Here is an 11382-nt window from a genome sequence, read left to right as displayed (position 1 = left end):
ACGGGCACCCCAGACACCGGAGCCAGCCTGCGATGACCGACGACGAGCACCGCCCCCGCGCCGCGGAGGGCGCGGGCACGTCCTACGCGGCGTCCGGCGTCGACATCGCGGCCGGCGAGCGGGCGGTCGAGCTGTTCGCCGCCTCCGCGCGCCGCGCCTCCCGGCCCGAGGTGCGGGGCGGCATCGGGGGCTTCGCCGGGCTGTTCGCGCTCAAGGGCGGCTACCGGGAGCCGGTGCTGGCCGCCTCCTCCGACGGGGTGGGCACCAAGATCGCCGTCGCGCAGGCCATGGACAAGCACGACACGGTCGGCCTCGACCTCGTCGCCATGGTCGTCGACGACCTCGTGGTCTGCGGCGCCGAGCCGCTGTTCCTGCAGGACTACATCGCCGTGGGCCGCGTGGTGCCCGAGCGGGTCGCCGAGATCGTCGGCGGCATCGCCGACGGCTGCGTCATCGCCGGCTGCGCCCTGCTGGGCGGGGAGACCGCCGAGCACCCGGGCCTGATGGCCGACGGCGCCTACGACCTCTCCGCCACCGGGGTGGGGGTCGTCGAGGCCGACTCCGTGCTGGGGCCCGAGCTGGTGCGCCCCGGAGACGTGGTGCTGGCCATGGGGTCGTCCGGGCTGCACTCCAACGGGTACTCCCTGGCCCGGCAGGTGCTCCTGGAGATGGCGCGGCTGCCGCTGAGCGCCCACGTCGAGGAGTTCGGCCGCACCCTGGGCGAGGAGATGCTCGAGCCCACCCGGATCTACGCCAAGGACTGCCTGGCCCTGGTCGCGGAGACCGAGGTGCGCACGTTCTGCCACGTCACGGGCGGTGGGCTGGAGGCCAACCTGGCCCGGGTGCTGCCCGTGGGCCTGTCCGCCGAGCTCGAGCGCGGCACCTGGAGCCCGGCCCCCGTCTTCGCCACCATCGCCCAGCGCGGCCGCGTGGAGCGGGCCGAGATGGAGGCCACGTTCAACATGGGCGTCGGCATGGTCGCGGTGGTCGGGCCGGAGGACGTCGACCGCGCGCTGGCGGTGCTCACCGCCCGCCACGTGCCCGCGTGGGTGCTGGGCTCGGTGACCAAGTCCGCGGACGCCGACGCGCCGCGCGCCCGGCTGGTCGGGCACTACCCCCGCTTCTGAGCCGCCCGGCAGGCGCACGACGAACCCGCCGCGCCCAGGGGGGTGGGGCGCGGCGGGCTCGAGATGATCATGTCACCTGGTGGTCGGGATTGCACCACCCCGGGCAGGACCGGTCAGCGGGACTCAGCCCGTGCGGTCGTCCCAGTCGTCCTCGGCGTAGCGGCTGTACGGGTCGGGACGCTCCTCGGGGACCGGCTGACGCACCGGCTCGGGAGCGTGCCCCGACAGCTCACGCTGCAGGGTCTGGAAGTCGGTGCTCGGCGAGCTGTACTTCAGCTCACGAGCAACCTTGGTCTGCTTTGCCTTAGCCCGGCCGCGGCCCATGGCTGACCCCCTCGCGCAGGACGGAACCGGGGGATTGGGCGGTTCCGATCATGTGTGGCTTCTTCCTGCGGCCATGCTACCGCGCCCGGCGCACGGGCGTCGCGACGAGCCACCCCGGCGGGCTCCGCCCCAGGTGGCGGCACCCGACGGGCGGGTCGCGGTCCGGCTCAGCGCAGCGCGGCGGCGGGGCGGACCGCGCCGACGGGGACCCCGGCACCGAGCAGCGGCTGCTCCAGCATGGCCGCCAGCACGTCGTCCCAGGCGACGCCGAGGTGCTGCAGCACCGCCGCGGTGGTCACCTCGCGCGCCCGGTCCGCCCCGTCGTCGACCTTCAGGGCGAAGGCGCGGCCGTCGGGCAGGGACCCGGCGTGCACGCCCTCCGCGCCGGCCTTGCACAGCAGCCCCGGCACCGAGGTCATGAGTCGCAGGTCCTCCCGGCCCGTGCCGGAGAGGAGGAAGGGGTGCGCGCGCGCCGCGTCGGCCAGCCGGGCCTCCGGCGTGCCGGGCGCCGCGGTGGTCAGCGCGGCGAACGCCCGGGCCAGCGCGGTGAGGGAGAGCCCGAAGATGGGGGCGCCGCAGCCGTCGGTCCCCGTGGCGCCGACGGCCTCGCCCGCCAGCTCGGCGACGGTGGCGGCCGCGCCGCGCTGCAGCGGGTGCGCGGGGTCGAGGTAGTCCGCGGTGGACCAGCCGCGGCCCACGCAGGTGGCGAGCATGGCGGCGTGCTTGCCAGAGCAGTTCATCGCCAGCCGCCGCGGGCCCCCACCCGCGGCGAGGACCGCGCGGCGGGCGTCGTCCGCCGCCGGCAGCGCGGGCGGGCAGCGCAGGTCGTCCTCGGTCAGTCCCGCGCGGTCGAGCACGGCGGCGGCGAGCGCCTGGTGGGCGGGCTCGCCCTCGTGGGAGGCCGTGGCGATGGCGAGCTGCTCGGTGCCGTCGGGGTCGTAGCCGTCGCGCAGCATGCTCACCGCCTGCATCGGCTTGTTCGACGAGCGCGGGAACACCGGGGCGGCGACCTCGCCGAGCGCGAGGTCGACCCGGCCGTCGGCGTCGAGCACGACGACGGAGCCGTGGTGCACCCCCTCGACGAACCCGGAGCGGACCAGCTCGACCAGCGGGACGCTCACGCGCGGGCCAGGAGCTTCTCGACGGCGGCGACGGCCTTGGGCGGCACGTCCTCGCCGTCGGTGAGCAGCGCGCGCACGGGGCCGGGCTCGCGGGCGGTGAACAGGTCGCGCACGGTGACGCCGTGGGCCGGGCGGGAGACGACCTCGACGGGGTCCCCGGCGCCGACCGTCCCGGGGACGACGACGCGCAGGTAGGCCCCGACGTCGCCGCGCTCGGTGAACCGGCGCACCCAGCGCTCCTGGCCCAGGAAGCGGCCGAAGGTGGCGCACGGGGTGCGGGGCAGGGTGACCTCGAGCACGCACGCGTCGTCCCGGTCGGCCCCGACGCGCCACCGCTCGCCGACGACGGCGTCGGTGACGGCGAGCCCGGAGACGGCGAGGTTCTCCCCGAACCGGCCCGGCGGCACGTCCTGTCCCAGCTCGTCGGCCCAGCGGTCGGCCTCCTCGCGGGCGTAGGCGTAGACGGCCTGGTCGCGCCCGCCGTGGTCACGGGTGTCGCTGACGGTGTCCCCGGCCAGGCCGAGCGGCCCGACCTCGACCCGCCCGGCGGCGGGCCGCTTGTCGATGCCGGTCTGCCCGACGCGGCCCGGGTCGGGCAGCACCCGCTCGGTCACGCAGACGGCCACCACCACACCGGCGTCCAGCACGGCTCAGCGCCCCCGCAGCCGGGCGACGGCCTCGCGGCCGGCCTGCACCCCGGTCTCCGTGACCACCGAGTCCGGGTCGACCGCGGCCGCGCACGGCCCGGCCTCCAGCGCGGTGTCGACGGGCACGGAGCGCTTGAGCAGCGCGAGCGCGACCGGGCCGTGCTCGTGGTGCTCCACCACGGTGCCCACCCGGCCCACGCTGCGCCCGCCCGCGGTGACGGCGTCGCCGGTGGCCGGCCGGCCGTCGGCGGAGCCGTCGAGGTGCAGCAGCACCAGCCGCCGCGGGGGCGAGCCCAGGTTGTGCACCCGCGCGACCGTCTCCTGCCCGCGGTAGCAGCCCTTGTCCAGGTGCACGGCCGCCCCGATCCAGCCGACCTCGTGGGGGATGGTGCGCTCGTCGGTGTCGAGCCCGATGCGCGGGCGCACCGCGGCGACGCGGAGCGCCTCGTGCGCCCAGGTGCCCGCGGGCCGGGCGCCGGCGGCGACGAGCCGGCCCCACCAGGCGGCGAGCCGGTCGCGGGGGACGAGCAGGTCCGCGCCGCGGTGGGCCTCGGCGGCGGCGACGACCGGGCGGACGAACCCGCCGCCGGGCAGCGGCTGCGCCACCCCGCCCGCGCCGTCGACCCCGCCGGTGAGCTCGAGCGCGGCGAGCACGGCCGGGGTGTCCGGGCCGAGCAGGCTGAGCACGGCCAGCTCGGCGGTGGCGTCGCGGACCTCGACGGCCGACCAGAACACCATGCGCTGCAGGAACGTCAGCAGGGCGGGCGCGCGGTCGGCGTCGAGGTCGAGCCAGGTGGTGCCGTCGAGGTCGGTGAGCACCACGTGCTGCTCCACCCGGCCCTGCGCGTCGAGCAGCAGGTCCTCGGTGGTTGCCCCGTCGCCCAGGGTGCTCAGGTGCTGGCTGGTCAGGGAGTGCAGCCAGCTCAGCCGGTCGGCCCCCGACACGGCGAGCACGGCGCGGTGCGAGCGGTCCACCGCGACCGCGGTGCGGGTGGCGGCGCGCTGCTCGCCGAACGGGTCGCCCAGGTGCCAGGCGACCCCGGCGTCGGGGGAGTCCTCCGGGGCGGGGACGGCACCGGGCAGGCCGAGCAGCGGGGAGACGGGGGCGGTGGGCCCGGTGGTGATCTCGGTCGTGGGCTCTGCGGGGGTGTCGGTGGTCATGCGGGGTCCTCTCCGGCGCAGCGGGCGCAGCGGCCCGAGAGCGCCAGGTGGGTGGGGTCGAGCGCGAACCCGTGCCGGGCCGCCAGGTCGGCGGCCAGCGCGTCGAGCTCGCCGGGGTCGATCTCGGTGATCTCGCCGCAGTCGTGGCAGACGAGGTGGACGTGGGCGTGCCCGTCGAGCGAGTACGTCGGGGCGCCGTGGCCGAGGTGGGTGTGGCGGACCACGCCGAGGCCCTCGAGCAGGTCGAGGCTGCGGTAGACGGTGCTGGCGTTGACCGCGGGGGCGCTGCGCTGCACCTCGACGAGGATCGCCTCGGGGGTCGCGTGGCCCAGGGCGCGCACCGCGTCGAGCACCATCTGCCGCTGCGGCGTCATCCGCAGTCCCCGCTGGTGGAGGGTCCCGCGCAGCTCGGGTGCGGAGCCCGCGGCGTGCTGGTGGTCCACCCCGTGATCGTAGGCCGCGCGGCGTCGGCCGTCCCGCGGCCCCGGTGCCTACGGTGGGTGGTGTGACCGTGCAGGTGCTCGTGGCGCTGACCGACCGGGGGGACGGCCCCGTCGCCGAGCCCCGCGACCCGGAGCAGCCGCTGCTGCACGTCGACGACCTGGCCGCGGTGCGCGGTGACGGCGTCTTCGAGACCCTGCTCGTCCGCGACGGGGTGGTGCGCGAGGAGCAGGCCCACCTCGACCGGCTGGCCCGCTCCGCCGCGATGCTCGACCTGGCGGTGCCGGGCCCCGACGCCTGGCGCGGCGCGCTGCGGGCGGTGCGCGACGGCTGGGCGGCCCTCGGGCACGGTGACGACCTCGTGGTGCGGCTGGCCTGCAGCCGGGGCCGGGAGGGGACGGGTGCGCCGACCGCGTGGGCGACGGGTGCGGCCGTCTCGCCGGTGGTGGTGCGGCAGCGGGCCGAGGGGGTGTCGGCGCTGGTGCTCGACCGGGGGACGGCCGCGGCGACGGCCGGGACTGCGCCGTGGCTGCTGCTGGGGGCGAAGACGCTCTCCTACGCCGTGAACCAGGCCGCGCTGCGCCACGCCGCGGCCGCCGGGGTGGACGACGTGGTGTTCCGCTCCAGTGACGGCCAAGTGCTGGAGGGCCCGACCTCGACCGTCGTGCTCGCGCTGCCCGGGCGGGTGCTGGTGACCCCGCCGGACGACGTCGGGATCCTGCCCGGGACGACCCAGCGCGCGCTGTTCCGGGCCGCGGCCGCGGACGGGTGGCGCTGCGAGGTGCGTCCGGTGGCGGTGGCCGAGCTCGCCGGTGCGGCCGGGCTGTGGCTGGTCTCGAGCGTGCGGCTGGCCGCCCCGGTGCACACCCTCGACGGTGCCGCGGTGGCGGTCGACCCGGAGCTGACGGCGGCCGTCGCGGCGCTGCTCGAGGCCCCCGACCCCGCGGGCCGAAAAGCCGTGGCGCCGTCCACCGTCCGGGCGTAGCGTCTCGGGTACACGAGAGAGGAGGTGGTCCGACGTTGAAGAACATCAGGACGCGTGAGGTGGCTACCAGCTAGCCGCTCGTTCGAGGGTCCTTCCGACCGCGCGAGCGGCGGGCGAATCCCCGGTAGCTACCCGGCCCCCGAGCCCCTGGATCGTTCTGTCCAGGACCCGGACCCGTTCCCCACCAGGAGCGCGTCCCGGTACGGCTCGGGGGCTGCGTCGCGTCCGGGCCCGGGTCGCCCCCGACCCCGCCGGCCGCACTCCGCGGTGCCGGGCCCGTCCCCGCAGCACCGCCGGGCGCACTGTGCGGTGACAGGGACAGTCGCGGGAAGCGCCGGGCGCACTTTCCGGTGCCAGGGACAGCCCCGCGACACCGTCGGGCGCACTTTCCGGTGCCAATCGCCTCGCCAGCGACCGCGCGATGTGGGCGAACTGCGGGCAATGAGCGCCCAGGGCTGCGCGATGTGGGCGAACTGCGGGCAGTGAGCGCCCAGGGCCGCGCGATGTGGGCGAACTGCGGGCAGTGAGCGCCCAGGGCCGCGGGAAGTGGGCGAACTGCGGGCGGTGAGCGCTCAGGGCCGCGTTATGTGGGCGAATCGCGGGCAGTGACCGCCCGGGACCGCGCCAAGTGGGCGGATCGCGGGGTGGGCGAGGTGCGGGGTCAGCCGGCGATGCGCTCGAGGCGCGCGGAGAGGTGCGGCTGCAGCGGCTGGCCGACCATGGCGCGCTCCTCGACGTACCCGAGGTCACCGCCCTCCACGATCCCCAGCAGCCGGTGCGCCGCGGTGACCTCCTTGGCGGTCTGCGTGCGCAGCACCACGTCCGTGGAGAGCTCCCACGACGCCTGGGTCAGCGCCCGGCCGTAGAACAGCTCGAGGATGCCGGTGTTGTGCACCAGCAGCAGCTCGATCGAGTCGTCGCCGGGGGCGTCGTCCGGGCCGGCCGGGGCCACCCGCCAGAACCCCGACTCCCGGGCGGCGGGCCGCAGCACGCCCCCGTCGGCGTCGAGCAGCCAGGAGCGGGACTCCCACGTCAGGAACCCGCGGCCGTCGTGCGCCACGACCACCTGCTGGCCGAAGCGGTAGGCGTCGATCGTCGGGTAGTCCGCGTCGCCGGTGCCGCGCCACACCCCGACCAGGGGCAGCAGCGACAGCAGCGCCGGGTGCAGGTCGGGGCCTTGGCGCAGGTTGGCCGTGTCACCGGGGACGGGCAGCCCGTCGAGCTGCGGCACGTTGGCCGCCCGCGTCAGCTCGGCGCGCTCCGCCGCCGCCGCGAGGGCGCGATCGCCGGCCGAGGGGCCGGGCTCGCTCACGACTCGTCGGTGATGAGGCGGTAGAGCACGTACAGGCCGAACCACGCGATGGCGGCGCTGGCCACGACGAGGAGGCTCTCGAAGAAGAGGATCACAGCACCCAGCCTAGTCGGGTGCCCCGAGAGCGGCGACCGGTCGGGGCACCCGCGCGGTCAGGCTGCCCGGGCGGGGACGACGCGGCGCACCAGCGGGTACAGCTGGCAGCCGAGGCAGAAGTCGAACGCCGCGTTGAGCAGCGCGGCGACCAGGGCGAACCCCGTCGCGACGGCACCCACCAGCGGGGCGCTGAGCAGGAACCCGGCGGTGCCGACGAGCGCGAAGCCGAACCCGACGAGCTGGGCGAAGCGCAGCGGCGGCACCGGCTCGCGCTCGGTCACCGGGCTCAGCCGCGGCGCGACGACCCGGGCGAACAGCGCGCCGTACGGGCTGCGCCGGGGCCCGCGCAGCGCGCCGAGGCCGAACACCACGGTCTGCGCGGCCAGCAGCAGGCCGGAGAGCAGCGGGCTGGGCAGCAGCAGCACGACGGCGAGGACGGTGGTGGTGACCCACGCCGCGAAGCGGGGGCCGCGCACGTCGACCTGGGCGGGGGACGGGGACGTGCGGGTGGGACGGTCGATCGTGGACACGAGGGGTCTCCTGGGCTGAGCGGGGGTGCGACGACCGCGAGGGGGTCGTCAGGGCCGGGTCAGGGCAGGAGGCGCAGGGAGCTGCGGACGCGGCACAGGTCGATCGTGCGGCGCCGCGTGAGCAGCAGCTCCTGGTGGGTGGTCACACGTTCAACTTACTCGCCGCGGCCCGGGCCGCACCCTCAGGCCTCGAGCAGGGGCCGCAGCTGCTCGACGAGGTCCGTCTCGTTCGGCACCCCGGTCACCCGCCAGCGAGCCTCGAGCGAGCGGTCCAGCACGACCACCGTCGGCAGCGACAGCACGGTGAACCGCTTGGCCAGGGCGTCGTGCTCGGCCACGTCGACCTCCGCGTGGCGCAGCGCGGGGAGCTCCTCGCCGACCCGGTCGACCACGGGGCGCACCCGGGCGCACGGGCCGCACCAGTCCGCGGAGAAGTGCAGCAGCACCGGCCCGTCCCCGTCCGGCACCCCGGCGTCGACGAGCAGGCCGGCCAGCTCGGGGTCGCCGGGGGCACCGGACCCCGCGCCCGCCACGGCCCGGACCTGCCCGGAGCGGGCCCGCAGCGCGAGCCCGACCGCGACCGCGACGACGACCGCGACGAGCAGCACCACCACGCCGGTGCTCACCGGGCCGCCTCGACCGCGGCGCGGGTGACGGGCACGTCGAGCCCCTTGCCCTCCAGGACGACCTCGGAGCCCTGCGCGCGCACCCCCGTGGGCGGCACGCCGAACGGGAGCCTGCCGACGGGCAGGGTGCGGGAGAGTCGGTCGAGCACGGCGGCCTCCGTGGGAGCGGGCAGGGCGGTGTAGTTGCCGCCGGGCATGCCCCGGGCGAACCCGGTGGCCCGGACGACGACGTCGGTGTCGACGACGGAGAGCTCGGCGGTGACGCTGACCTGCGCACGGGCCAGGCCCGGCACGGTGAGCGTGCCGGTGAGCACGACGCCGCCGTCGGTGGTGCGCCCCGACCCGCCCGACCCGCCGGTGCCGTCGGAGAGGTTGGCCGGCGGCGCGGAGAGCTGGAGGTCGGGCACGCCGAAGAACTGTCCCAGGGTCGTCGCGTCGATGCGCACCCGGCTGTCGACCTCGCCGGCGGTGACCGTGCCCACGCTGCCGGCGAGGGCGTCGAGGCCGGGCAGGGTCACGTCGCGCAGCGTCGCCTCCACCGTGACGGGCCCGAGCCGCGGCACGACGAGGTTCTCGGCGTGGACCTCGACGCGCTGGTAGTGCCCCAGCGCTGCCTGGACGAGGAACGACGGCCCCTCGATGCGGACGTCGGGGTCGACCGGCAGGCCCTGGTCGGCCCGCAGCGTGCGCGAGATCTGGTACTCCGCGTGGGCGGCGGCCCCGTAGTCGGCCAGCACCAGCAGGCCGAGGAGGCCCACGAGGGTGATGACGGCCGTGCGCACGCCCACCATCCTGCCCGCTGCGGCCGCGGGGCCGGCACCGCCCCGCGACGCGCGGGGGCGTCCGGGGGTCAGGGCCCGGCTACTCTGTTGACCTGCACCGAGACCCCCACCGCCGTCGGAGGCGGGGGCGAGACCGGAGGAAGGGGGCCCGGACGTGGATCTTCTGCTGCTCACCACGGACGCCGACCCGGGGTCGGTCCTGCCCTCGCTCGCCCTGCTGCCGCACGTGGTGCGCTCCGCCGCCCCCGAGGTCGCGTCGCTGCTGGAGGCGGGCTCGTCCGACGTGGCCATCGTCGACGCGCGCACCGACCTGGCCGGCGCCCGGGGGCTGTGCCGGCTGCTCGGCTCCACCGGGGTCGGCGTGCCCGTGGTGGCGGTGCTCACCGAGGGCGGTCTGGTCGCCGTGAGCCCCGAGTGGGGCCTGGACGACGTGCTGCTGCCCGGCACGGGCCCCGCCGAGCTCGACGCCCGGCTGCGCCTGCTGGTCGGCCGGTCCGCCGGCGCGGCGGCCGCGGAGGGGGCGGGCACCGTCGCGCTGGGCGAGCTGCTCATCGATGAGGGCACCTACACCGCGCGGCTGCGCGGGCGCCCGCTCGACCTGACCTACAAGGAGTTCGAGCTCCTCAAGTACCTCGCGCAGCACGCCGGGCGGGTGTTCACCCGGGCCCAGCTGCTGCAGGAGGTGTGGGGCTACGACTTCTTCGGCGGCACCCGCACCGTCGACGTCCACGTCCGTCGGCTGCGCGCCAAGCTGGGCTCGGAGCACGAGTCGCTCATCGGCACCGTCCGCAACGTGGGCTACAAGGCGGTGCGTCCCTCCCGGGGGGCCGGCGCCGAGCCGGCGGGCTCAGCCCCCGACGAGCGTGCCCCCGACGAGCCCGCCCCCGACGACGAGGCGCCCGACGCGGCCCCGTCGAGTGCGGCGGGCGCCGAGGGTGACGGGTCCCCGGCCGACGCCACCGACCTCGCCCGCTCCCGCGGGTAGCGCGCCGTGTCTTCCACCGAGCTCCTCTGGCGCCAGGAGCTCGACGACGACGCCCGCGAGGCCGTCACCGCCGTCCTCGAGGCCGCGACCACCGCCGACGGGGTCGCCCCCGTCTCCGAGCAGGTCGTCGCGTCGCTGCACCACCGGGCCGGGCACCGCGCCGCCGCCGACGGGGCGGGCGGGGACCGGTTCGGCGAGGCCCTGCGCGCCGCCGCCCGCCACGAGCCGCACCTGCTCGCGCTGCGCCACGGCGTGGTCGTCGGTTACGCCCACGTGGAGGCCGCGGACCCGGGCACCGACGACCCCGCGGTGGCCGAGCTGGTCGTGCACCCCGGGCAGCGGCGCAAGGGCGTCGGCCGCCGGCTGGTCGACGCCGTCACGGCCACCGCGGCGGACGTGCGGGTGTGGGCGCACGGCGACCTCGGGCCCGCCCGCGCGCTGGCCACCGAGCTGGGCCTGGTGCCGCGCCGCGAGCTCCGCCAGCTGCGCCGGCCCCTGGGCGCGGCGGCGCGGGAGGCCCCCGACGGCGCCGGGCCGCTGCCGGAGGTGCCCGCGCGCGACGACGTGGTCGTGCGCACCTACCGGCCGGGGGCGGACGACGAGGACCTCCTCGCGGTGAACAACGCCGCCTTCGACTGGCACCCCGAGCAGGGCGGCATGACCGCCGAGGACCTCGCCGAGCAGCGGGCCGCCGACTGGTTCGACGAGGACGGCTTCTTCCTGGCCCACGACGCGGCCGACGGGGCGCTGCTGGGCTTCCACTGGACCAAGGTGCACCCCCCGGAGGGTGACGACCCCTCGCTCGGCGAGGTCTACGTGGTGGGGATCTCCCCGGCCGCCCAGGGGCGCGGCCTGGGCCGGCTGCTGACGCTCGTCGGCCTGCACCACCTCGAGGCGGCCGGGCTGCCCGCGGTGCTGCTCTACGTGGAGTCCGACAACGCCGCCGCGGTGCACACCTACGAGCGGCTGGGCTTCACCCCGTACCACGTCGACGTCGCCTGGGGCCGTCCCGCGGGCTGAGGCTCACCCCCACCCCCACCCCCACCCCCGCCTTGCTCCCCGTGCCGGGCCCCCGCCGGGTGTGCCGTGCCCCACGGCGCCGGCGGGGCCGTGTTCACCCGGCGTTCACCTCGCGTCGGGGGTCCGTCCACCCCGCGCCCCTACGTTCAGCGGCGTGCAGCACCGGACGGTGCCTGCTGCCCCCGGCCGACCGCGGCCGGGGCGACCGCGACCGCGCCACACCGG

The 11382-nt window shown here is 77.1% G+C and carries 13 protein-coding genes; 4 read left to right on the top strand and 9 right to left on the bottom strand.

Annotation, left to right across the window (positions count from 1 at the left end; genetic code table 11):
- Positions 1-32 precede the first annotated feature (32 nt).
- Entirely contained in the window at positions 33-1127 is a 1095-nt protein-coding gene (gene purM / locus ACYVOF_RS06755) for a phosphoribosylformylglycinamidine cyclo-ligase (protein WP_460864966.1), read from the top strand.
- A gap of 123 nt (positions 1128-1250) precedes the next feature.
- Here the strand turns inward: purM and ACYVOF_RS06750 are convergent, their stop codons facing one another.
- From ACYVOF_RS06750 to ACYVOF_RS06730, 5 genes are all read right to left on the bottom strand, one after another.
- A complete protein-coding gene (locus tag ACYVOF_RS06750) occupies positions 1251-1451 on the bottom strand; it encodes a DUF3073 domain-containing protein (RefSeq protein ID WP_460864964.1) in 201 nt (66 codons plus the stop codon).
- Between the two features lie 167 nt (positions 1452-1618).
- Positions 1619-2572, bottom strand: a complete 954-nt coding sequence (locus ACYVOF_RS06745) for an asparaginase (RefSeq protein ID WP_460864962.1) — start codon at positions 2570-2572, stop codon at positions 1619-1621.
- Entirely contained in the window at positions 2569-3219 is a 651-nt protein-coding gene (locus ACYVOF_RS06740; protein WP_460864960.1) for an MOSC domain-containing protein, read from the bottom strand. Before ACYVOF_RS06740 ends, ACYVOF_RS06745 begins: the two co-directional genes overlap by 4 nt.
- Before the next feature lie 3 nt (positions 3220-3222).
- Positions 3223-4380 (bottom strand): CAF17-like 4Fe-4S cluster assembly/insertion protein YgfZ, encoded by a 1158-nt coding sequence (gene ygfZ, locus ACYVOF_RS06735; protein WP_460864958.1) that lies wholly within the window; start codon positions 4378-4380, stop codon positions 3223-3225.
- Positions 4377-4823 (bottom strand): Fur family transcriptional regulator, encoded by a 447-nt coding sequence (locus ACYVOF_RS06730; RefSeq protein WP_460864956.1) that lies wholly within the window; start codon positions 4821-4823, stop codon positions 4377-4379. Before ACYVOF_RS06730 ends, ygfZ begins: the two co-directional genes overlap by 4 nt.
- A gap of 62 nt (positions 4824-4885) precedes the next feature.
- Here ACYVOF_RS06730 and ACYVOF_RS06725 point away from each other — a divergent pair, with 62 nt between their 5' ends.
- Positions 4886-5806: an aminodeoxychorismate lyase gene (locus ACYVOF_RS06725; RefSeq protein WP_460864954.1), complete on the top strand. Its 921-nt coding sequence runs from the start codon at positions 4886-4888 to the stop codon at positions 5804-5806.
- Positions 5807-6467: 661 nt separating this feature from the next.
- Here ACYVOF_RS06725 and ACYVOF_RS06720 read toward each other — a convergent pair.
- The 4 genes from ACYVOF_RS06720 to ACYVOF_RS06705 all read right to left on the bottom strand — a co-directional run bounded on the left by ACYVOF_RS06720 (position 6468) and on the right by ACYVOF_RS06705 (position 9152).
- On the bottom strand, positions 6468-7118 hold the full coding sequence (locus ACYVOF_RS06720; protein ID WP_460864952.1) for a heme-binding beta-barrel domain-containing protein: 651 nt from the start codon (positions 7116-7118) through the stop codon (positions 6468-6470).
- A 152-nt stretch (positions 7119-7270) separates the two neighbouring features.
- Positions 7271-7744 (bottom strand): DUF4395 domain-containing protein, encoded by a 474-nt coding sequence (locus ACYVOF_RS06715; RefSeq protein ID WP_460864950.1) that lies wholly within the window; start codon positions 7742-7744, stop codon positions 7271-7273.
- Positions 7745-7926: 182 nt separating this feature from the next.
- Positions 7927-8370, bottom strand: coding sequence for a thioredoxin family protein (locus ACYVOF_RS06710; RefSeq protein ID WP_460864948.1), 444 nt, complete (start codon positions 8368-8370; stop codon positions 7927-7929).
- A complete protein-coding gene (locus ACYVOF_RS06705) occupies positions 8367-9152 on the bottom strand; it encodes an LmeA family phospholipid-binding protein (RefSeq protein WP_460864946.1) in 786 nt (261 codons plus the stop codon). Before ACYVOF_RS06705 ends, ACYVOF_RS06710 begins: the two co-directional genes overlap by 4 nt.
- Positions 9153-9306: 154 nt before the next feature.
- Here ACYVOF_RS06705 and ACYVOF_RS06700 point away from each other — a divergent pair, with 154 nt between their 5' ends.
- On the top strand, positions 9307-10137 hold the full coding sequence (locus ACYVOF_RS06700; RefSeq protein ID WP_460864945.1) for a winged helix-turn-helix transcriptional regulator: 831 nt from the start codon (positions 9307-9309) through the stop codon (positions 10135-10137).
- 6 nt (positions 10138-10143) lie between these two features.
- Entirely contained in the window at positions 10144-11157 is a 1014-nt protein-coding gene (gene mshD / locus ACYVOF_RS06695; protein ID WP_460864943.1) for a mycothiol synthase, read from the top strand.
- Positions 11158-11382 lie beyond the last annotated feature (225 nt).

Source organism: Rhodococcus aerolatus (genome assembly GCF_054783215.1).
This window is presented reverse-complemented; position numbering and strand designations above follow the sequence as displayed.

Coding starts and splice junctions, on each gene's coding strand:
- purM (WP_460864966.1), top strand. CDS start 33: ATGACCGACGACGAGCACCGCCCCCGCGCCGCGGAGGGCGCGGGCACG.
- ACYVOF_RS06750 (WP_460864964.1), bottom strand. CDS start 1,451: ATGGGCCGCGGCCGGGCTAAGGCAAAGCAGACCAAGGTTGCTCGTGAG.
- ygfZ (WP_460864958.1), bottom strand. CDS start 4,380: ATGACCACCGACACCCCCGCAGAGCCCACGACCGAGATCACCACCGGG.